21 protein-coding genes are annotated in these 20292 nt (G+C 69.9%); 12 read left to right on the forward strand and 9 right to left on the reverse strand.

The genetic code is table 11. The features are described from left to right. Positions 1-21: 21 nt before the first annotated feature. Positions 22-612, forward strand: a complete 591-nt coding sequence (locus tag EFK10_RS37790; protein ID WP_240677716.1) for a TIGR03086 family metal-binding protein — start codon at positions 22-24, stop codon at positions 610-612. Here EFK10_RS37790 and EFK10_RS37795 read toward each other — a convergent pair. Next, positions 602-1438, reverse strand: coding sequence for an undecaprenyl-diphosphate phosphatase (locus EFK10_RS37795; RefSeq protein ID WP_127360169.1), 837 nt, complete (start codon positions 1436-1438; stop codon positions 602-604). The two genes, EFK10_RS37790 and EFK10_RS37795, sit on opposite strands and share 11 nt — an antisense overlap. Positions 1439-1988: 550 nt before the next feature. Here EFK10_RS37795 and EFK10_RS37805 point away from each other — a divergent pair. From EFK10_RS37805 to EFK10_RS37830, 6 genes are all read left to right on the forward strand, one after another. Then, entirely contained in the window at positions 1989-2435 is a 447-nt protein-coding gene (locus EFK10_RS37805) for an SPW repeat protein (RefSeq protein ID WP_127360170.1), read from the forward strand. An 89-nt stretch (positions 2436-2524) separates the two neighbouring features. Then, positions 2525-3406, forward strand: a complete 882-nt coding sequence (locus tag EFK10_RS37810) for a LysR family transcriptional regulator (protein WP_127360171.1) — start codon at positions 2525-2527, stop codon at positions 3404-3406. 160 nt (positions 3407-3566) lie between these two features. Beyond that, positions 3567-4325, forward strand: a complete 759-nt coding sequence (gene ku / locus EFK10_RS37815) for a non-homologous end joining protein Ku (RefSeq protein WP_127360172.1) — start codon at positions 3567-3569, stop codon at positions 4323-4325. Positions 4326-4443: 118 nt separating this feature from the next. After that, complete coding sequence (yczR, locus tag EFK10_RS37820) at positions 4444-5889, forward strand: MocR-like transcription factor YczR (RefSeq protein WP_127360173.1); 1446 nt, start codon at positions 4444-4446, stop codon at positions 5887-5889. Positions 5890-6107: 218 nt separating this feature from the next. Then, complete coding sequence (locus EFK10_RS37825) at positions 6108-6425, forward strand: cupin domain-containing protein (protein WP_127360174.1); 318 nt, start codon at positions 6108-6110, stop codon at positions 6423-6425. Between the two features lie 48 nt (positions 6426-6473). Further along, on the forward strand, positions 6474-6743 hold the full coding sequence (locus tag EFK10_RS37830) for a hypothetical protein (RefSeq protein ID WP_127360175.1): 270 nt from the start codon (positions 6474-6476) through the stop codon (positions 6741-6743). 53 nt (positions 6744-6796) lie between these two features. Here EFK10_RS37830 and EFK10_RS53585 read toward each other — a convergent pair whose 3' ends face one another. Genes EFK10_RS53585 through EFK10_RS37840 form a run of 3 tightly spaced genes read right to left on the reverse strand, consistent with a single transcriptional unit; the run spans position 6797 to position 9409 of the window. Next, positions 6797-6922 (reverse strand): hypothetical protein, encoded by a 126-nt coding sequence (locus EFK10_RS53585; RefSeq protein WP_407647230.1) that lies wholly within the window; start codon positions 6920-6922, stop codon positions 6797-6799. Between the two features lie 12 nt (positions 6923-6934). Continuing rightward, complete coding sequence (locus tag EFK10_RS53590) at positions 6935-7198, reverse strand: discoidin domain-containing protein (RefSeq protein ID WP_407647227.1); 264 nt, start codon at positions 7196-7198, stop codon at positions 6935-6937. 48 nt (positions 7199-7246) lie between these two features. Further along, positions 7247-9409 carry a discoidin domain-containing protein gene (locus tag EFK10_RS37840; RefSeq protein WP_127360176.1) on the reverse strand — a complete coding sequence of 721 codons (2163 nt, stop codon included), beginning with the start codon at positions 9407-9409 and terminating at the stop codon, positions 7247-7249. 289 nt (positions 9410-9698) lie between these two features. On the opposite strand from EFK10_RS37840, the gene EFK10_RS37845 reads away from it, so the two are divergent. The 3 genes from EFK10_RS37845 to EFK10_RS51325 all read left to right on the forward strand — a co-directional run bounded on the left by EFK10_RS37845 (position 9699) and on the right by EFK10_RS51325 (position 12457). Next, positions 9699-10751, forward strand: coding sequence for a LacI family DNA-binding transcriptional regulator (locus EFK10_RS37845; protein ID WP_127360194.1), 1053 nt, complete (start codon positions 9699-9701; stop codon positions 10749-10751). 219 nt (positions 10752-10970) lie between these two features. Further along, positions 10971-12110, forward strand: coding sequence for a chitinase (locus EFK10_RS37850; protein ID WP_127360177.1), 1140 nt, complete (start codon positions 10971-10973; stop codon positions 12108-12110). Between the two features lie 95 nt (positions 12111-12205). Next, on the forward strand, positions 12206-12457 hold the full coding sequence (locus EFK10_RS51325) for a SpoIIE family protein phosphatase (RefSeq protein WP_240677720.1): 252 nt from the start codon (positions 12206-12208) through the stop codon (positions 12455-12457). A gap of 39 nt (positions 12458-12496) precedes the next feature. Here EFK10_RS51325 and EFK10_RS37860 read toward each other — a convergent pair whose 3' ends face one another. The 4 genes from EFK10_RS37860 to EFK10_RS37875 form a co-directional block, all read right to left on the reverse strand. Then, positions 12497-12988, reverse strand: coding sequence for an FMN-binding protein (locus tag EFK10_RS37860; protein WP_127360178.1), 492 nt, complete (start codon positions 12986-12988; stop codon positions 12497-12499). Between the two features lie 31 nt (positions 12989-13019). Continuing rightward, positions 13020-14336, reverse strand: a complete 1317-nt coding sequence (locus tag EFK10_RS37865) for a ferredoxin reductase family protein (RefSeq protein ID WP_240677721.1) — start codon at positions 14334-14336, stop codon at positions 13020-13022. 280 nt (positions 14337-14616) lie between these two features. Further along, on the reverse strand, positions 14617-14946 hold the full coding sequence (locus EFK10_RS37870; RefSeq protein ID WP_127360179.1) for a hypothetical protein: 330 nt from the start codon (positions 14944-14946) through the stop codon (positions 14617-14619). A 236-nt stretch (positions 14947-15182) separates the two neighbouring features. Continuing rightward, positions 15183-16373 carry a metallophosphoesterase gene (locus EFK10_RS37875; RefSeq protein WP_164836311.1) on the reverse strand — a complete coding sequence of 397 codons (1191 nt, stop codon included), beginning with the start codon at positions 16371-16373 and terminating at the stop codon, positions 15183-15185. Positions 16374-17533: 1160 nt separating this feature from the next. Between EFK10_RS37875 and EFK10_RS37880 the strand changes: the two genes are divergently transcribed. After that, positions 17534-18634 carry a PLP-dependent cysteine synthase family protein gene (locus tag EFK10_RS37880; protein ID WP_127360180.1) on the forward strand — a complete coding sequence of 367 codons (1101 nt, stop codon included), beginning with the start codon at positions 17534-17536 and terminating at the stop codon, positions 18632-18634. Next, a complete protein-coding gene (locus EFK10_RS37885) occupies positions 18631-19881 on the forward strand; it encodes an MDR family MFS transporter (protein WP_240677717.1) in 1251 nt (416 codons plus the stop codon). Before EFK10_RS37880 ends, EFK10_RS37885 begins: the two co-directional genes overlap by 4 nt. A gap of 99 nt (positions 19882-19980) precedes the next feature. Here the strand turns inward: EFK10_RS37885 and EFK10_RS37890 are convergent. Beyond that, the coding region (locus EFK10_RS37890) for a chromate resistance protein ChrB domain-containing protein (RefSeq protein ID WP_127360181.1) at positions 19981-20292 on the reverse strand (312 nt) is incomplete at its 5' end.

A 20292-nucleotide genomic window follows, 5' to 3' on the forward strand; every position in this document is an offset into this window, starting at 1 on the left:
CATGCCCCTAGCGTCCCATCCATGGAGACACCCATGGAGAACCTGCACGCATACATGACCGAAGCCGCCGCCGAGGCGGCCCGTATCGCCCGTGGCGTCACGCCCGACCAGCTGTCCGCGCCGACCCCCTGCGACAAGTGGGACACGCGGACGCTGGTCAACCACTGGGTCCTCTACGCCTCCCACGGCCTGGAGCACCGCGCCCTGCGCAAGCAGCTCCCCGAGGCGCTCACCGAGCGCGACTTCGCCGCGGACCCGGACTGGGCGGAGGCGTACGCGGCGCAGCTGGACCGCGCGGTCGCGGCCTGGGCGGACCCGGCGGTGTGGGAGGGGGAGGTGGACCTCGGCTTCGCGAAGATGCCGGCGGCCGAGATCGCCTCGCTCGTCGTCAAGGAGACCGTCGTGCACGGCTGGGACGTGGCCCGGGCCACCGGCCAGGAGTACCGCTGCTCCGACGGGCTCGGGGAGCTGATCCTCGAGGTCGTGGACGAACACGCCGAGGTTTACCGCCAGTACGAGGGCTTTGCCGAGCCCGTCCCGTTGCCGGACCCGGACTCGGCGACCGCCTTCGAGCGCGCGCTGGCCCTCTCGGGTCGTACGCCTAGGCGTTGAGCACGCCGGTGCCCAGCAGGCCGAACAGCAGCACGCCGATGATCAGCCGGTAGATCACGAACGCGTTGAAGGAGTGCTTGGCCACGAACTTCAGCAGCCAGGCGATGGACGCGTAAGCGACCAGGAACGACACCAGCGTGCCGACCGCGAGCGGCGCGGCACCGACGCCGGCGCCGACCGCGTCCTTGAGCTCGTACAGGCCGGCGCCGGTGAGCGCGGGGATGCCGAGGAAGAAGGAGAGGCGGGTGGCGGCGACGCGGTCGAGGTCCAGGACGAGGGCCGTGGACATGGTGGCGCCGGAGCGGGAGAAGCCGGGGAAGAGCAGCGCGAGGATCTGGGAGGAGCCGACGAGCATCGCGTCCTTGAAGGTGGTGTCGTCCTCACTTCGCTTGTGGCGGCCCATCTGGTCCGCGCACCACATCACGATGCTGCCGACGATCAGGGAGCCCGCCACCACCCACAGTGAGCCCAGGACGCCGTCGATCAGCGGCTTGGCGGCGAGGCCGACGATCACGATCGGGATGGTCGCGTAGATGACCCACCAGGCGAACTTGTAGTCGTGGTGGTAGCGCTCCTCGCGGTTGCGCAGGCCGCGGAACCAGGCGGAGACGATCCGCACGATGTCCTTGAAGAAGTACACGAGCACCGCGGCGATCGCCCCGACCTGGATGACCGCGGTGAAGGCCACCACCGACGGGTTGTTGACCGGGATGTCCATCAGCCCCTCCGTGATCTTGAGGTGGCCGGTCGAGGACACGGGCAGGAACTCGGTCACCCCCTCCACGACGCCGAGCACCGCGGCTTGGCTGATACTGATCGCGCTCATGGGACCCATCTCTGCGGAGTTCGTGGGACGGCCTGGAGTCAGACCCTACGTAGTGTAGGGGCTTGCCAATGGGTGGCTGCGCACAGTCTGCAACAAGCCCGCGGCGGCCCCGCACCGAGGCTGCCTTATTGACGGCGTGACGTGCAGCCGCGACTGTAATGGACATGACTAGACGGGCCGCTTTACTGGGTACCGTCCTCGCGCTCGTCGCGGCCCTCGCCTTCGGCGGCGCCCGCCGGCACCCCCATCGCGGCCGCCGCCGAGCCCGGCGGCACCGGCAGCCGGCGCCTCCTGCTCACCGCTCCCGCCGCCTCCGGCACGCTCCACTACGCCCTGGTCGCCAACACGGCGGGGGCCACGCCGTCGGCGGCGCTTCGGGCTGCCGCGCAGAGCGAGCTGGCGGCGTGGGCGGCGAGTCACTTCTGACTCTTGCGACCCATCTGCACCGAAAGTGACGGGGATTGACATATACCCATAAAGGAAAGATGAGCGCACAATAGTGGTGAATCAGCTCGGTCAGACTTGCAAGCAAATGAAGGAGGCGAGTCGTATGGCCGACGTCTCTCACCGCCCAGGCGATATCTCCGGTCACCCCGATGTGACGGAGATGCGCGACCGCTACGCCCGTGTGCTGGGCGGGCGGGATGTCGTTCTCGTGGACGGCCCGGTGCTTCTCGCCGGCCTCTACTGCGCCATCTCCCCCTGGACGGTCCACTTCTCGGGTGCCCAGCCGCAGCTGGCGTTCAACAACCTCATCCTCGGCATCGCCATCGCCGTGCTCGGGTTCGGGCTCGCGATGGGTCCCGCCAGGATGTACGGCCTGAGCTGGGCCCTGGCCGCAGTGGGCGTCTGGCTGATCGTCGCCCCGTGGGTCGTCGGCAGCAACCCGACGACCGGAACGATCGTCAACAACATCATCGTCGGCGCCATCACCTGCCTCCTCGGCCTCGCAGCGGCCGCCATGCTGATGCGGGCCACCCGCCGGCCAACCGCCTGACCCCAGAGAGGAAGCCGGGCCGTCGCGCGAGCGGCGGCCTGTCCGTTTGCCTCCGTGCCGGTCGGGCCGAGCGGGCAGAATCCGGCCTTATGGAACTGCGCCAGCTCGAATACTTCGTCGCCGTCTCCGAAGAGGCGAGCTTCACCAAGGCCGCCGCCCGCCTGCACGTGGCGCAGCCGGGGGTGAGCGCACAGATCCGGCAACTGGAACGCGAGTTGGGCCAGCCGCTGTTCGACCGCTCGGGGCGGACCGTACGGCTCACGGAGGTTGGGGCCGCCGTCATGCCGTTCGCCCGGGCGGCGCTCGGGGCGGTCACCGGGGCGAGGCTCGCCGTGGACGAGCTGGCGGGGCTGGTGCGCGGTCACGCGGCCGTGGGCATGGTCGCGTCGTGCGGGCCGCTGGGCCTGCCGGGTCTGCTGGCGGAGTTCCATCGCGTACACCCGGGCGTCGAGATCAGCCTCACCGAGGCCAACTCCGACGTCCTGCTGGACGGCATCCAGAGCGGCCGGCTCGACGTGGCCGTGGTGGGTCTGGCCACGGACCCCCCACCGGGGATCGAGGTCCAGGTCGTCGTCGACGAAGCACTCGTCGCGGCCGTGGCCCCGGACGACCCCCTGGCCGGCAGCCGTATGGTCCGCCTGGACGCCCTCCAGGACCGCGCCCTGATCACCCTCACCAGGGGCACCGGACTGCGCACCGCCGTCGACAGCGCCTGCGCCAAGGCCGGCTTCCGGCCGCGTATCGCCTTCGAGGCCAGTGACCCGAACATCCTGGCCGACCTGGCCGCGCAGGGCCTCGGCGTGGCGATCCTCCCCGAATCCCTCGGCGCCGCCCGCACCGCCGACCTACGCCCCCTCACCGTCACCGCCCCGGCCCTGCGGTCCAAACTCGCCCTCGCCTGGCGCGCGGACACCGCGCCCGGCCCCGCCGCCCGAGCCCTGATCCGGCACGCCCGCGCCGCACTACGGTGACGGTGCCTGGGGCAGGCGTAGCAGGCGCCCGTACAGCGCCTGCGTTCCGGCTGAGCCGCGCGACCCCGTGCGCCCGGGAGGGGTAGGACCCCGGCTCAGCCACAAGCCCTATGGCCCATCCCACCGCGCGCCGCGACCGCCGAGCCTTCAGGATGGCAGTATGCGCGCTGTCTGGTCGGGTTACGTCAGCTTCGGCCTGGTCAGCGTGCCCGTGCAGCTCTTCTCCGCCACCCAGGAGGCGCGCCCCCGCTTCCACGAGGTGCACGAGGCGGACGGCTCGCGGGTGCGGCACAAGCGGTGGTGCGAGGCCGAGTCCCGGGAGATCTCGCAGCAGGAGGTGGCGCGGGGCTGGACAGCCCCGGACGGCCGGATGGTGGTACTGCGGGACGAGGACCTCGAGCACCTGCCACTGCCCACCAGGAAGACCATCGACCTGCTGGGCTTCGTGGACATCGAGGACGTCGACCCCGTGATGTACGCCAAACCGTACTGGGCAGGCCCGAACGGACCCAGCGCCCAACGGCCTTACGCCCTTCTGGTGGAGTCCCTCGCGCGCTCCGGCCGCGTCGGCGTGGCCAAGCTGGCGCTGCGCACCCGGGAGCGCCTGGCGATCCTCAGACCGCGCCTTGGCGTCCTGGCCTGCCACACCCTGTGGTGGCCGGAGGAGATCCGCGAACCCGACGACCTCACCAGCTCGGCGCCCGTGTCGGACGTGGAGCTGGCCATGGCGGAGATGTTGATTGACCAGCTCGCCGGCGTCGACATCGGCGGGCTGCATGACGACTACGCGGCCGCGCTCGAGCAGGCCGTGACCGCGCGGCTGGAAGGCGGGGAGCTGGCCGAGCCCCCGGAGCCGGTACCCGCCGTGGACCTGATGGCCGCGCTGGTGGAGTCGATCCGGCAGGCGGGGCGGCAGTGACCCGCGGTAGCCAGTGGCCGTTACCAGCGGACTGCCGGCGGTGGATCTGATGTCCACTCGGCCGAGTCTGTAGAGTGATTGGCCTGGACGGCATGGCCAATCATGGGAGAGTGGCACGGTGACGGAGACACGGCTCGGCGCCCGGCAGCTCGCCGCACTGCTGCCCGACCCGGCGGGGGCACGGCCCGCGTACCGCCATCTCGCGCAGGCGGTCGGCGCGTTGATCCTGGACGGCCGGATCGGGCTGCACGTGAAGCTGCCGGCCGAGCGGGAGCTCGCCCCGGCGCTGCGGACGAGCCGGGCCACGGTCACGGCGGCGTACGACCTGCTCCGGGAGAGGGGTTACGCCCGCAGCAGGCGCGGCTCCGGGACCTTCACCGCGCTCCCGGAGGACCTGCGGCCGGCCGCCGTCAACCGGCTGCTGAGCACCGAGGACACCGCCATCGACCTGGCGAAGGCCGCCCCCGGGATCCCCGAGCAGGTGCTCACCGACGCCCTCGCCGAGATCACGCCCAGGATGGCCGAGTACGCCCACACCCCCGGCTACCACCCCTACGGTTTGCCCGAGCTGCGCGCCGCCGTCGCCGACCGCTACACCGCGCGCGGCCTGGCCACCCTGCCGCAGCAGATCCTGATCACCTCAGGGGCGCAGCACGCCCTCACCCTCGTGCTCGGGCTGCTCTGCGGGCCCGGCGACCGCGTGCTGATCGAGAACCCGACGTACGCCAACGCCCTGGACGCCATCCGCCGCGCCGGGCTGCGCATCGCCCCCGTACCGGTCACCGACGACGGCTGGGACAGCGAGATCATCGAGTCGACCTGCCGCCAGGCCGTGCCCCGCCTCGCCTACCTGATCCCCGACTTCCAGAACCCGACCGGCTGCCTCATGCCCGACGAGCAGCGCGCCCGGGTCCTGCGGGCCACCCGGCAGTCCGGCACCCTGCTGGTCGTCGACGAGACCACCACCGCCATGGCGCTCGACGTCTCCGCGCCGGCGCCCATCGCGAGCGTCGCGGGGCGCGGTGAGAGCGACCACGTCATCACCATCGGCTCGATGAGCAAGACCCATTGGGGCGGCCTGCGCGTCGGCTGGCTGCGCGCCCCCTCCGGGCTCGTCACCGAACTGGCGGGCCAGCGCGTCGCCTCCGACATGGCGGGCGCGGTCCTGGACCAACTGCTGTCGGTGGTGCTCCTCGCCCGCGACGGCGAGCTGATGCCGGCCCGGCTGGAGCGGCTGCGCGAGCAACGCGCCGCCCTCACCGCCGCCCTGGCCCGGCACCTCCCGCAGTGGAGCCGCCCGTCGCCGCCCGGGGGCCTCGGGCTCTGGGTCGACCTGGGCGAGCCCATCGGTTCTGCCCTGGCGGAGCGGGCCCTCGACTACGGCGTACGGATCGAGAGCGGTACCCAGTTCGCCGCCCACCCCGGCACGCTGGAGCACCGGCTGCGCATCCCGTACACCCTGCCCGCCGACACCCTCGACGAGGCCGTACGCCGCATGGCCGCCGCCCTCGCCACCGGCCTGCCGCCGTCCCCGGGCGCGGAACGGCCGCGCTGGGTCGCCTGATCAGGCCGGCTCGGGCTTCCGTACGAACGTGGGCGCGGCCAGCGCCATCAGCCCCGCCATGAGCCCCCAGAACGGCGCGCTGACCCGCGCCACGGTGATCCCCGACGCGCCCCACCGTCGAGACCCTCTACGCCCTCACGGGACAACTCGGCGTACCCCTGGCCGCCGTCCTCCCCGAGCCCACCACACCCGGCGCGAAGACCCTGCACGGCGCCGCCGTGTCCGCCACCCTCCTGGAGGCCTTCGCAGACGCCGACGGCACCACCACCGAGCTCTACCGCCTCCACATCCGCCCCGGCCGCACCCAGACCTCCCCGCCGCATCCGCCCGGCACTGTCGAGTACCTGACCGTCTTCTCCGGCACTGCCCAAGTCGGTCCGGCCGAGGTGCCGTTGACGGCCGGGCAGGGCCGTCACGTCGGCTGGTCCGCAGACGTCCCGCACACCTACGCGGCGGTCGGCGAGGTCGACGTCGAGGCCGCTCTGCTCATCCGAAGTCCGGTTCTGATCAGGGGATTTGTCAGCGGCACGGGGTAAAATCGAAGGAGTGAGCGAGAGTTCGCCGACCGCCTCAGGAGGTTGCCCATGACCGCTTCCGCAACCCTGACCACTCCTCTGACTACATCTCCGAAGAAGAAGCCCCTGCCCGCCGGACAGCCGCGCGAGTGGTACGTGTCCCACAACCGCCGGCTGAAGGCCATGCGCCTGGCCATCGCCCTGCTCGACGCCGGCGTCTACACCCCCGCCCAGGCCCACAATGTGCGGATACGTTCCACCGCGGCGCGCATCGGCGTGCACCCGCCGTCCAACACCACCTGCCACCTGGTCCGTTCACTGATCCGCCACCACGCCTGACCCGACTGCCCGACTGCCTGCCCGCCGGCGCGCACGCGGCGGCGGGCAGGCAGTCAATCAGAGCCGGATGACGACCAGGGCCGACTCGTCCCGTCCGCCGAGGCCTGGATCCGGAACGCCTTCGTGTACGCAGCCTCCCAGGTGAGGACGACCTGGGTGATTGACTGGGTCGACCCCAGATCGACCTGGAGTCACTGCGGATCGCTGAATGCGCTGGACCAGCGGGTGCCGGTGTCGCCGTCCACGGCCGCGGACGCGGGCGAGCCCGCGTTCTCGGTCGAGGACGCCGTCGCGGCCTTCCCCTGGGAGAGCAGGACGGGATCGGCGGCCACGGCCTGTTGAGGCGTGCTCGTCAGGCCGAGTACGGCGATCATCAGGAACCCGAGAAGGGCAGCCAGCCGTGACCTCGACGTCGATGCGCGTCGGCGTCGTCTCGCGTACCGCGTCTGGGACATGGTGGCTGCCCTTCTCTTGCGGGTGTGGGGGGAGTGGGGGGCTGGGGGTTACTGCGAGACGCGCACGTAGTCGATCAGCATCTTCTGCGGGAAGACGGTCGAGGCGTCCGGAGCGCCGGGCCAGTCACCGCCCACCGCGTTGTTGAGGATGATGTAGAACGGGTGGTCGTACACCCAGGGGCCCCTGGTCTGTTCCAGGGTCGAACGCTCCACGGTGAAGAAGGCGTTGCCGTCCACCGAGAAGGTCATGTGGCTGGAGTCCCAGTCCAGGGCGTAGGCGTGGAAGGCGCTCGCGAAGTCGCTGCCCGCGACCGTGTAGGGCAGGCCGTAGCCGGCGGCGCCGAAGTAGGCGGGTGCGTGAATGGTGGAGTAGACCGAGTCCGCGACCTTGCCGACGTGCTCCATGATGTCGATCTCACCGCAGTTGGGCCACGGCGTACCGGTCTTGAAGTTGGAGCCGAGCAGCCAGAACGCGGGCCACAGCCCCTGGGTGCCGGTGACCTTGATGCGGGCCTCGACATGGCCGTAGGTGAAGTTGAAGTGGTCGGAGGTGTTGATCCGGCCGGAGGTGTACTGGCAGGTCGTGCTGCCGCTCAGCGGGTCCGTGGGGCAGCTGGAACCGGGGGTGACCTCCTTGCGGGCCTCCAGGACCAGATTGCCGCTCCCGTCCTGGTAGGCGTTCTTGTTGTTGGTGTAGTACTCCAGTTCGTTGTTCACGCCGGCGCCCGCGTCGGCCGTCCACTTGGAGGAGTCCGGGGTGGTCCCGGAGGCCGCGTTGAACTCGTCGCTCCACACCACGTGTTCCGGGTTGCCGGGGTTCGGCGGGAGAGCCGGGGGAGCGGTGGGGTTGCCGCCGGTGCCGTAGACGTCGAAGGTCCACAGGGAGTAGCCGTAGGCGCTGCTGCGGGCGGTGCCGTACATCCGCACGTACCGGCCGTTGCCGTCGACGGTCAGGGTCTCCTTGAAGCCCTTGCCAGTGGTGGTGGAGTAGATGCTCGTCCAGTTGGTGCCGTCGGACGAGACCTGGATCTGGTACGCGGTCGCGTAGGCCGGGTCCCACTGCAGGACGACCTTGTCGATGTGCGCGGTGGCTCCCAGGTCCACGGCGATCCAGCCGGGGTCCACCCAGCCGTTGGTGTCACTGGTCGCCCAGCGGGTGGCCGGGTCCTCGTCGAACGCCTTGGCCGGGGTGCAGCCGGAGCAGTTGGCGCTGTCCTGGTAGGTGGAGGCGGTGGCCGGCTTGCCGTACGAGAGCAGTACGGAGCCGTTCGTCGGCGGGGTGGTGGTGCCGGTGGTGAAGACCTGGAACTCCCAGAGGGAGTAGCCGTACTGGGTGGCGCGCTGGGTCCCGTACATACGGATGTAGCGGCCGGTGCCGGAGAGGGTGATCAGCTCGGTCGCGCCCGGGCCGGTGGTCGTGGAGTGGACGCTGGTCCAGTTGGCGCCGTCGGTGGAGACTTGGATCTGGTATGCGGTCGCGTACGCGGTCTCCCAGCTGAGCTGGACCCCGCAGATGGACTGGCTCGAGCCGAGGTCGACCTGGAGCCACTGCGGGTCGGAGGCGGCGGAGGACCAGCGGGTGCCTGTGTTGCCGTCGACCGCTGCCGAGGCGGGGGTGCCGGAGTTCTCGGTGGACGACGCGGTGGCGGTCTTGTTGAGTGCCGCGTTGGTGGTGCCGCAGCCCGCGTCGGCGGTGCCGGCGGTGCCGTAGACCTGGAATTCCCAGAGCGAGTAGCCGTATTGGGTCGCGCGCTGGGTGCCGTATACGCGGACGTAGCGGCCGGTGCCGGTGACGTTAAGGGTCTCGGTGCCGCCGGCGCCGGTGGTGGTGGACCGGATGCTGGTCCAGTTGGTGCCGTCTGTGGAGGTCTGGATCTGGTAGGCGGTCGCGTACGCGGTCTCCCAGTTCAGGATGACCTGGCTGATCGTGGCGGCCGCGCCGAGGTCGACCTGGAGCCACTGCGGGTCGGAGGCGGCGGAGGACCAGCGGGTGCCCGTGTTGCCGTCGACCGCGGCGGAGGCGGGAGTGCCGGCGTTCTCGACCGAGGAGGCGGTCGCCGTCTTCCCCTGGGAGAGCAGCGTCGCGGCGGCCTGGGCCGGTGAGCCGGTCACGGCCACCGCGAGGACCGCCACGAGAGCGGAGACGACGGCCAGGGCGATGCTGCGGTAGCTCAGGCGTCTTGCGATGGGGGTGGGGGGACTGCCTGTCATGGCGTCTCCTCTCGATAGTCGCCAGGCTGAGAGAGCGCTCTCTCGGTCCTTGCGATGATTGCGGCGCTGTTGCTTACATGTCAACAAGTAGGACGCGATTCGGCGTAAGCCTTCATTAGTTGACGTTCAACTCGCCCAACGCGCAGGCCATTTGCCGGACTTGACGGGATACGGGGCGTCGATGGGTTGCGGGTCGTTTCCGATGCCTCGACACTTCGTATGCGATGCCCTCTGGCCGGCTCTCCGGGGGAGCGCTCTCCCGGGTAAGTGGCCAGGGTATAAAGGCATGATGAGCTCCGATCCGCCGCCGCTGCCCCGTCCGGCCACCCTGGAGGACGTCGCACTCGTGGCGGGCGTCTCCCGGGCCACCGTGTCCCGGGTGATCAACGGTGCGCAGACCGTCGACCCGGCCATGCGACGCGCCGTCAAGCGTGCCATCGCCGACACCCGCTACGTACCGAACCGGGCCGCCCGCTCCCTGGTCACCCGGCGCACGGGCTCCATCGCCCTGGTCGTCTCCGAGCGGGAGCAGCGGGAGGTCACGGACGCCTTCCTGGGGCGGATGTTCACCGACCCCCACTTCGGCAGGGTCGTCAGCGGCGTACTCGATGTCCTGCGCCCGGCGGGCGCCCAGATGCTGCTGATGCTCGCCGACGACGACGCCTCCCGCACCCAGCTCGTCAGCTACCTGCGCCAGGGTCACGTCGACGGCGCCATCCTCATCTCCTCGCACGCCGCCGACCCGCTGCCCTCCATGCTCACCCGAACCGGGCTCCCCGCCGTCCTGGCCGCTCGCCCCGCCCAGCCGACCGATATCAGCTACGTCGACGTCGACCAGCAAGCCGGTGCCAAGGTCGCCGCCGACCACCTCGTCGCCCTGGGCTGCCGCAACATCGTCACCATCTCCGGCCCCCTGGACATGCCGGCCGGCCAGGACCGTCTCGCCGGATTCCGCGCCGCGATGGCCGAGCACGGCAGGCCCGACGTCATCTCTGTCGAAGGCGACTTCACCCAAGCGGGCGGCGCCGCCGCCATGAAGCGCCTCCTCGGCGAACACCCCGGCCTCGACGGCGTCTTCGTCGCCTCCGATCTGATGGCCCTGGGCGCTCTCCCCGTCCTCTACCGCCAGGGCCGCCGCGTCCCCGAGGACGTCGCCGTCGTCGGCTTCGACGACAGCAGCGCCGCCCTCGCCTGCGACCCGCCCCTGACCACCGTGCGCCAGCCCGTCGAGGAGATGGCCGCCGAAATGGCCCGCCTCCTCCTCCGGCGAATCAACGAGCCGGACCGCCCGATCACCTCTGTGATCTTCCAACCTGCCCTGGTGGCACGGCAGTCCGCCTGATCAAGGCGACCGCGAACCGGCAGGGCCTCGCCCTCTCAGCTAATAGTAAAGACTCTTGACAGATGATTGGACTAGACCAATCATTGATCGCAGTCCGGCGGGTCGGGAGCATTCCCGGGGGTTGGGGCGGCCGTGTGTGGTCGGTCGGACGGATTTCGCACAGACTCTGCGCTCACTTCTGTCCTGTCCTGCTTGCTCTTTTCCTCTGTGGGAGCGTTGATGAGACGATCTAAAACCGTTCGCGCGTCACTGGCGGCCATAGCCACCGCTGCCGTGTCCGCCGGACTGGTTGTGCTGGGAGGAGGCGCCGCCCAGGCCACCGCTTCGGCCGCGTCGGCACCCATGCCGCCTCACCTGTCGGCCCCGTACTTCGAGACCTGGAGCGGCCAGAGCCCGGCCTCGGTCGCCGCCGAGTCCGGCAACAAATACCTGACGATGGCCTTCCTCCAGACCGACGCGCCCGGATCGTGTACGGCGTACTGGAACGGTGAGACGACCCAGCCGATTTCCAAGTCGGTCTTCGGCAGCGACATAGCGAAGATCCAGGCGCGCGGCGGCAATGTCATCCCGTCCTTCGGCGGTGGCTTTGCGGACGGCAACGGGGTTGAGCTCGCCGACAGCTGCACAAGCGTCGACTCCATCGCGAAAGTGTACGAAAGCCTGGTCAAGACGTACGGCGTCACCCGGATCGACCTCGACATCGAGGGCGCCTCGGTCAACAACGCCGCCGGGGTCGACCGCCGCAACAAGGCGATCGCGCAGGTCCAGCGCTGGGCCCAGCGCACCGGCCACAGCGTGCAGTTCGCCTACACTCTGCCGGCGGCCCCGACCGGGCTCGAGTACAACAGCCTGGACCTGCTGCAGAACGCCGTCGACAACGGTGCCCGGGTGGACATCGTCAACATCATGACGTTCGACTACTGGGACGGCCTGGACCACGACATGGCGGCCGACACCGAGACGGCCGCGGCCGCCCTGCACGACCAACTGGCCGCGCTGTACCCGTCGAAGTCATCGGCGAAGCTGTGGAACATGATCGGCGTCATCGAGATGCCCGGGATCGATGACTACGGGCCCAACGAGACGTTCACCACGGCCGACGCGGTCACCGTCGAGAATTGGGCCGTCTCCAAGGGCATCAACACCCTCTCCTTCTGGGCGCTCCAGCGCGACAACGGTGACTGCCCCGGCACCGTCAGTGCCCCCACCTGCTCCGGTGTCGCGCAGTCCGACTGGTACTTCAGCCGCGCCTTCGAGCCCTTCAACTACGGCCTCAAGACGAAGGCACGCGATCTCCCCGCCGGCGTGTCACCGCGTCCTGCCTCGCCGGCCCCGGCGGCTCGGGGCCGGCGTATGTAAGCGGTAACCCGAAGGCGAAAAAAGAGCCGTCGGCCGCACCCTCCGGAAGGAGAGGTGCGGCCGACGGCCCACAGACGTTTCAGGGGATCCGCCTGCTGCTCTACACCGACGGCGTCAGCGAGACCCGCGACCGCACCGGAACCTTCTACCCCCTCACCCAGCGCATCCGCCAATGGGCCTCAGCCCCGCCCCGCCAACTCCTCGACCACCTCCACCACGACCTGCGCTCCTACGTCCACGGCACCCGCGACGACGACCTCGCCGCCCTCGCCACCCACCGCGTCACCCCCTGCGACCGGAAACCGGCGGAACTCGATCGCGCCGTCCCCCTACAGCGCGGCCACTGACCGCCTCGGGATGCCTTGGGCTTCGTCCCCTCGGACATTTCAGGCACCGGCCTTGTCCAGGGCGCTTTGGAGGGACTGCATATAGCCCTGGCTGGTGTAGGAGGCGCCGGAGACGGACTGGATCTGCGCGCTCTGCGCGGCCAACGCCTCCTGGGTCAGGGTGGGCACGGCGTAGGCGGCGATCCTCTGGCTGCGCGACGCATCGTTTGGGGTCTGTAGCGCTCGGACGGTGGTCAGCTTGCCGCGTGAGAGGGTGACCGCGACCTGGACGGGGCCGAACTGGGTCTGCTCGACGGCGCCGGTGTAGGTGCCGGTGGGGCCACCCCCGCTGCTTCCGCTCTTCGACCTGCTGGAGCGGCCGGACTGACCCGGCGGGCTGGAGTTGGTGCCCGGCGCGGACGAGGAGACCGAGGCACCGCCGCCCGGAGCGGCCAACGTCGGCACGACGCTCTGTTGCGGTTTGAGGGACAGCAGCAGGACCAGGCCCGCGACGGTTGATGTGGTGAGAATGGCGGCACGGCGCATCGCCATAGGACTGCTCCTTCGAGGATCCTCGGAACGCTCAGAACGCGAACGACTCGTGGTGGATGCGGCGACACGGCACCCCGGCCCGGCGCAACGCCGATGTCGCCGCGGCCGTCATTCCCGGCGGCCCGCACAGGTAGACGTCGCGCTCGGCGATGTCCGGAACCAGGGAGGCCAGCGCCCTTGCGGTGAGTGGCGACGAGTACTCGACGGGTTCGTCGACCACGTAGTGCACGGTCGCGCCGCGACCGGCCGCTATGGCGTCGAGCTCCTGCCGGAGCGCCAGGTCCTCCGGTCGGCGCGCCCGATAGATCAGGGTGACCTCGCCGGGCAGCGTCTCGAAGAGAGCACGCAGCGGGGTGATGCCGACGCCGCCGCCCAGCAGCAGGACCTTGCGCGCTGTGCGCCGGGCCGCCGTGAAGGCGCCGTACGGCCCCTCGGCCCACACCCGGGTGCCGGGCCGGAGCCTGGTCAGCGCCTCGCTGTGGCCGCCGACGGACCTCACAGTGATCCGCAGGAAGTCCCGGTTCGGCGGCGCGGAGAGCGAGTACGGGTTCGCCGTCCACCACATCCCGCGGGCGATGAAACGCCAGCGGAAGAACTGGCCGGACTCGGCGCCCAACTCCTCCAGGTGCCGCCCGGTCATGAAGACCGACACCACGCCGGGCGCCTCGGGCCGCACCTCGACCACGGTCAGCCGGTGTCGCAGCGCCCGCCGCACCGGGGTGAGGAAGCGGTACCAGATCAGCAGCCCAGCCACGCCGACGTAGAGGGCGTACCAGGCGAGCTGGGCAGGGCGGTGCGCGACGAAGTCAGTGCCGTCGGAGAGCTGGTGGAAGAAGGCCAGGAAGATGGCGAGATAGGTGGCGAAGTGCAGGTAGTGCCAGGTCTCGTAGCGCAGTCGGCGGCGCGCGGCGCTTGCCGAGATGATCCCGGTGGCGACCAGGAGCAGGAAGCCTGCAGTGGCCTTGAGCATGTCGGGATAGGTGAGGACGAACGTGGTGGTCTGACTGACGACACTCATGTGGGCGCTTGCCGCGTAGCCGAGGATGATCAGCAGCGTGTGGGCGAGCGTGAGCGAGATGGTGTAGCGGCCGCCAAGCGCGTGCCAGCGGGCGAGGCGGTCCGATCCCACAGTCCGTTCCAGCAGCGGGAAGCGGGACATCAGCGCGAGCAGCACCGCGCAGGCGTAACCGGCGAGCAGGCCGGTGACCCGGCCGGCGTTGGTCAGCCAACCGGCGAAACCCACCACCGAGGTGGTGTCCATCCACCACAGGCCCACCACGGCTGCGGCCCCGGCGTAGATCAGCAGCTGGGCCACGATCGGAACGGTGCGGGGCGGGGGTAGGGCCAGCTGCGGGGGCGGGCCATGGCACGGCTGCGGTACGTGGTCGTCGTATACACAGGGCTCCTCTCGCCGACTCGGGCGCTTGTGGTGCGTCGGAGTGGTCCGTGTGCTTCGGGCACTATTCGAGAGGTCCGGAAGGCCGCCGAGCGTTCCCCTCGTTCGCCGATTCAGAGGGAAACCAGAACAATGCTGCGCGCGGCGAACCTGCGCCCCGGATCTATCCGGGGGAGAGTCACAAAACGCAACGGTTACTCTTAGAGGCCGCCCCACCTATTCGCGCGGCCTCTTACCTGCCATAAGTGGAGGGTGGGTGGTGACCACCCAGAACCGGACGACGGGACAGAAGCCTGGTCGGGACCGACAGCGGTTCTCCGTACAGAGCCGGCCACCAGCCGTGGGGCAGCTCCGGCCGGTGGCGCAGGATCGGGTCGGTGGAGATGACCGGGTGGTCCAGGTGCTCGCTCAGCTCTGTCCGGTAGCCGGTGTCGGCGTCTCCGGCGTCGTGGATGGCCAGCAGCGCCGGCCGGTGTCCACCGAGGTCGCCGAACGTCTGCTGGGCGGTCTCCGCTCCTTCCCAGAGCTTGCCGTGGGCCTTGTCCGCCGGGGCGGATGTCATCCGCAGCCGCACTCGCTGCCGGTCGCGGTGGTGCCCGCGCGTCCGAGGGTGCGGCCGTCCCAGCCGGTTGGTGCGGGCCCGGAGCCCGCCGGTCGGCGCTTTGGCAGTGCCGACCGGCGCGTCCCCCCACGGGGAGAAGGCGAATAACCAGGTAAGCGACAGAGGCGGGTTTGGCCATGGGCCGCTGACAGGATCGCCAGAAGGCGACTCCCCGGTTACGTCACAGCGACGCGACGTCAGGACTGGGTCATCCGCTGCCAGCTGAACGGGCCGAAGGCGTTGGCACTCGCCGGAGCATTCGCGTTCGTGTCGATGGTCAGCTTCAGCCACTCGAGCGGGAAGGTGCTGCCATGCACCACCACCCGGTGGAAGTTCGGCACGTCGTATCCAGGATGTGCGGAGGCGACCGAGGCGCACGCGCCTTCGCCACCACCGGCGACCTCGCCGACACACGGGGCCGACGGAGACAGCGGATTGTCGGACTTGTACTGGTGTGAGTCGCCGTTGAACAGCAGGACCGGCTTCCCGAACTGAGTCGTGTGGGACGCGATGCTCGCCACGAACGGGTTGTACCCAGTCAGGTGCGCCGCAGTATTCGAGTCCAAGTCCCACATGTCAGCCTGCGTGAGGATCACCACACCCTTGGTGCTGTGGTCTTCCTGAGCCTGCGCGAATGCCCGGTCGAGCCAGCGCAGATCGGCGGCCGTGCGCTCGGAGACCTCCTTCGCCTGTGCGGCGCTCTGCGACGGAGCGCCGTACCAGACATCGGCGTCGTTGTTCGAGCCGCCCGGAATGTTGAGCGTCACGAACTGGATGCCCTTTTCCTGCCACATCACGTTCTCGATGTACTTCGAGTCGTTGGGGTGCGCCCGGTCGTAGACCTGCGCCTGGGAGAGCACGTGTTGCTTCCCGTTGCCGAGCGTGCTGCCGGGCTTGGAGAAGAAGGTCGAGCGGACCAGGTCTAGGTTGGCGACGGGATTACCGCTGGCGTAATCGACCGGCTGATGCGTGACCGGATCGAGGGCGTAGTTGATCTGCTGCGTCGATGGGCTGTAAGTGCCGCCGCCCTCAGCGGGCTTGTGGCAGTCCGTCCACTCGTTGTCGCCGGGGGTGTAGACCAAAGGCTTCTGGTATCTCGTCCAGAGGTTGTAGACCGACTGGTCATAGGCCTGCGTGCAGTACTGCTTGCCCGAGTGGATGTCGCCGACGTGGGCGACGAGGCTGACCTGTGGGTCATTGTTGATCGAATCGATGAAGGCGGGTGTCGCCTGGAACTCAGCGGTGTCGGTGGGTGACGTCCCGTACGGGGCATCTCCGTAGACGGCTAGCGTGAAGACGTGGCCGTTGCCGGGTTCGGCCATCGCGGGGGTCACGGTGCCCAGCGTGAGCATCGCAGCGGCTGCCGCCAGCATCATGGTTCTGCGCACTTGCGTCATACTCCTTCAAGGAGGGATATAGCCCACGCACCCTGGCGTCGCCGCCTGGCCAGGACATGACGCGAGAGTTACCCGGCGATGTCGGGTACCCCAAGACTCGGCTGCGTGCGCGATGCCAGGCTCAATCGGCACTCTCGGGTTCGGAGTCGACAGGGGTCAGGGGGCTTCCGGGACGTCACGGCTCTGCCACTGATGCGTCGACTTCAGGAAGCCTCGCGGCCCAACTGGCAAGAGGTCCGTGCTGCACTTTTGGGCCACCGGCGACGGCGCCACCCTGCGCCCGGCCCTGAACGCCACCCGCCTCGCCCCGCCCGCCTCCTGGCCGTCACCCACCGTGAAGAAAGTACCGGTTGACCCGCCGTCAGGCCCGGACCACCCTGATGGCGGCCGGCTGAGGTCATCGGCAGGTTGCCGCTCGGGGAACGTCCGTACCCAGAGGCGCAACAGACGCGACCCGTCGGCCGGGCTTCCGTCCGCCTCGGCGCGCAGTCGGCGGACGGGCAGGAATGGCGCAACCACCAACCGGGAGGCCGACGGAGCACCCGCCTTAACCAACGGGCGGGTGCTCCGGCGTCGCCGACGGCCCCCCCGGGCCGAATCGCGACAACCAAACGGGGCACTCGCTAACGCTTTGTGGTCACTAGGTCGGATAATGTCCATTCTGTGCATGATCACTGTTGCAGACGGTTGCTGGCGCTGCTCCTGGCGCTGCTCACCGCCTTCTGCTGCACTGCTGCCGGTTCACCGCTGCACGTGCACCCGGTGCTGCCCGTACATGCCCTACATACCGACACCGCGCCCTCCGCGCCCACCCCGCACCAGCCGGGCGATCACTGTGCGCGCGACGCGACACAGTCGTCGTGGGTACGGACCGGGCACCGCCTGAGCCCGCCTTCCGGCGCACAGACGACTCCCGACGCAGCCCAGCCCGGCACCGATGGTGTCTCGCACTCCCTCCGGAAGCCCGCACGGAATCGCGTAGCCCGCATATCCGCAGGTCCAGCCGCGCAGTCCCGTCTCTGCCTCTGGCGCATCTAGAAGACCGTCGCCCGGACCGAGCCGTCGGTCCCTCACCCATGCCCGCACGCCGCCACGCGGGCGGGGTGAGCCGCTGTCGTACGGCGCTTCCCCGCGACCAGAAAGCAGTCACGATGAACCTTCCGTTCACCACGGCCCTGCCCACCAATACCCCCGGCCGCTCGCTCGCCAGCGCGGTCGGCAACACCCCCGTCCTGTGGATCTCCGAACCCTTCACCCCGCCCGAGCGTGGCTTCTGGGCCAAGCTGGAGAGCTTCAACCCCGGCGGCATCAAGGACCGCCCTGCCCTGCACATGACCGCCCGAGCCCGTGAGCGCGGCGAACTGCGCCCCGGTGCGCCGGTCGTGGAGTCCACCAGCGGTACCTTCGGCCTCGGCCTGGTCCTGGCCGGCCGCATCCACGGCCACCCGGTGACCCTGGTCACCGACCCCGGTCTGGAGCCCGACATGGACCGGCTACTGCGCGCTCAAGGGGCCAGGGTCGACATCGTCACCGACCCGCACCCCACCGGCGGCTGGCAGGAGGCCCGCCGAGAGCGCGTCGCCGAGCTTCTGGCCGCCGCCCCCGGATCGTGGTGCCCCGACCAGTACAACAACCCCGACAACGTCGACGCGTACCAACCCCTGGCGTACGAACTCATCGCCCAGCTCGGCCGGATCGACGTCCTGGTGAGCAGCGTTGGCACCGGCGGCCACTCGGCCGGAATCAGCCGCGTCCTTCGGGCGCGCTTCCCCCACCTGGAGGTCATCGGCGTGGACGCTACCGGTTCCACCATCTTCGGCCAGCCCGCCCGGCCCCGCCTGATGCGCGGCCTCGGCAGCAGCATCCATCCCCGCAACGTCGCGTACGAGCAGTTCGCCGAAGTGCACTGGGTCGCACCGGGCGAGGCGGTGTGGGCCTGCCGCCAACTGGCGCGCTCCCACTACGCGTCCGGCGGATGGAGCGTTGGCGCCGTAGCTCTGGTCGCCGGGTGGGCAGCCCGTACGCACCCGCGCGGCACACGTATCGCGGCGGTCTTTCCCGATGGGCCGCACCGCTATCTGTCCACCGTCTACAACGACGACTACTGCCGCGACCAAGGCCTGCTCGACACTCCTGCGGCCGAAGACCCGGAGGAGCTGAAGAACCCCGGTGACGGGGAGGCCGTCCGCTGGACCCGCTGCCTCCGCGTCACCGATCCCCTGACCGTGCGTCCCCCGGAGGCCGGACGATGACCAAGACCGGCATGCTGGGACAGATCCGCTCCTACGACCGCAGTGTGCAGCTGCTGCTGCTCAACCAATTCACCATCAACCTCGGCTTCTACATGCTCATGCCCTACCTCGCCCAGCACCTGTCCGGCGAACTCGCCCTGGCGGGCTGGCTGGTGGGGCTGATTCTGGGCGTGCGCAACTTCAGCCAGCAGGGCATGTTCCTGATCGGCGGCACCCTCGCCGACCGCTTCGGCTACAAGCCGCTGATCGTGGCCGGCTGCACCCTGCGCACCGTCGGCTTCGCAGCCCTCGGAGTGGTCGATTCGGTGCCGGGGCTGCTGGCCGCCTCCGCGGCGACCGGCTTCGCCGGTGCGCTGTTCAACCCCGCCGTACGCGCCTACCTCGCGCGCGACGCCGGCGAGCGGCGAGTCGAGGCCTTCGCCCTGTTCAACGTCTTCTACCAGGCCGGAGTCCTGGTCGGACCGCTCGTCGGACTCGCCCTGACCGGCATCGACTTCAAGCTCACCTGCCTGGTCTCCGCAACGGTGTTCGCCGTCCTCACCCTCGTGCAGCTCCGCGCGCTGCCTCAGGCCCGGGGCAGGGAGGACGGCGTGCGCGGGAGCGTCGCCCTGCAGTGGCGGCAGGTGATGGCCAACCGGCCGTTCCTGCTCTTCGCCGCATCCATGACCGGCTCGTACGTCCTGTCCTTCCAGGTCTACCTCGCTTTGCCGATGGCCCTTCGCGAGAAGACCCACAACGGGGCCATGGGAACGGTCGCCGTCGGCGCACTGTTCGCCGTTTCCGGGCTGTCCACCGTGGTTGGCCAGACCCGCGTGACCGCCTGGTGCAAGCGGCGCTGGACCCCGCAGCGAGCGATCACCGCCGGGCTGGTCCTGATGGGTGCGGCCTTCCTGCCGCTGCTGCTACCCGTCGGTACCGTCGCCGCAGCGATCGGCTGCGGGCTGCTGCTCGCCGTCGCCACGATGATCGTCTACCCCTTCGAGATGGACACCATCGTCGCATTGTCCGGCAACCGGCTCGTCGCCACCCACTACGGCCTCTACAACACCATCTGCGGCATCGGCATCGCCGCCGGCAACCTCTTCACCGGTGCCGCCCTCGACGCCGCCCGCCGCGCGGGCCTGCCCGCCCTGCCCTGGCTGTCCCTGGCTGCCCTCGGCCTGGCCTGCGCGGCTGCCCTCCATCTGCTCGGCCGCTCGGGGCGCCTGGCCCCGACACCCCGGTCAGAGACCGCCGCGGCAGCCTGACCCGGCAGCGGCCGTGGCGGACCGCCACGGCCGCTGCCAGCCGTGGCACCGCGACTCCGGTGCCGAAGCGGTCGGAGTCGGGCACGTCAGGCCTGGTGGTCATGCTGGTTCCCTTCCGATCACGGTGGCGCGCCGGTGATACTCGTAGAGGCCGTCGAAGACGGGTCCGGTCAGGGTGAGGATCTCCTCGTCGCTGTGGATCATGGACAGGCCGCGCAGTACGACGTCCAGGCCGGGGGCTTCGGGGGCGTCGTAGCGTTCGTCGTCGAGGTCGGCCTCGTGCACGATCTCGGCGATCTTCCACAGGACGGGATCGGTGAGGTCGCGGCGGCGCAGGATCGTCTCGAAGCTGCAGTCCCCGCCGTGGTGTCCCAGTTCGACGCCGCGCATGTCGAATGGTGTCGCGTCCGG

The organism is Streptomyces soli (assembly GCF_003999195.1).
Classification (GTDB): Bacteria; Actinomycetota; Actinomycetes; order Streptomycetales; family Streptomycetaceae; genus Actinacidiphila; species Actinacidiphila soli.

What these genes read in the sequence shown, in the direction of transcription:
- EFK10_RS37810 (WP_127360171.1), top strand. Translation starts at nt 2,525, where the DNA reads ATGGAACTGCGCCAGCTCGAATACTTCGTCGCCGTCTCCGAAGAGGCG.
- EFK10_RS37885 (WP_240677717.1), top strand. Translation starts at nt 18,631, where the DNA reads ATGACCAAGACCGGCATGCTGGGACAGATCCGCTCCTACGACCGCAGT.
- EFK10_RS37795 (WP_127360169.1), bottom strand. Translation starts at nt 1,438, where the DNA reads ATGAGCGCGATCAGTATCAGCCAAGCCGCGGTGCTCGGCGTCGTGGAG.
- EFK10_RS37860 (WP_127360178.1), bottom strand. Translation starts at nt 12,988, where the DNA reads ATGGCGATGCGCCGTGCCGCCATTCTCACCACATCAACCGTCGCGGGC.
- EFK10_RS37840 (WP_127360176.1), bottom strand. Translation starts at nt 9,409, where the DNA reads ATGACAGGCAGTCCCCCCACCCCCATCGCAAGACGCCTGAGCTACCGC.
- ku (WP_127360172.1), top strand. Translation starts at nt 3,567, where the DNA reads ATGCGCGCTGTCTGGTCGGGTTACGTCAGCTTCGGCCTGGTCAGCGTG.
- EFK10_RS37845 (WP_127360194.1), top strand. Translation starts at nt 9,699, where the DNA reads ATGAGCTCCGATCCGCCGCCGCTGCCCCGTCCGGCCACCCTGGAGGAC.
- EFK10_RS37880 (WP_127360180.1), top strand. Translation starts at nt 17,534, where the DNA reads ATGAACCTTCCGTTCACCACGGCCCTGCCCACCAATACCCCCGGCCGC.
- EFK10_RS37805 (WP_127360170.1), top strand. Translation starts at nt 1,989, where the DNA reads ATGGCCGACGTCTCTCACCGCCCAGGCGATATCTCCGGTCACCCCGAT.
- EFK10_RS37850 (WP_127360177.1), top strand. Translation starts at nt 10,971, where the DNA reads ATGAGACGATCTAAAACCGTTCGCGCGTCACTGGCGGCCATAGCCACC.
- EFK10_RS37870 (WP_127360179.1), bottom strand. Translation starts at nt 14,946, where the DNA reads ATGACATCCGCCCCGGCGGACAAGGCCCACGGCAAGCTCTGGGAAGGA.
- EFK10_RS37830 (WP_127360175.1), top strand. Translation starts at nt 6,474, where the DNA reads ATGACCGCTTCCGCAACCCTGACCACTCCTCTGACTACATCTCCGAAG.
- EFK10_RS37790 (WP_240677716.1), top strand. Translation starts at nt 22, where the DNA reads ATGGAGACACCCATGGAGAACCTGCACGCATACATGACCGAAGCCGCC.
- EFK10_RS53590 (WP_407647227.1), bottom strand. Translation starts at nt 7,198, where the DNA reads ATGTCCCAGACGCGGTACGCGAGACGACGCCGACGCGCATCGACGTCG.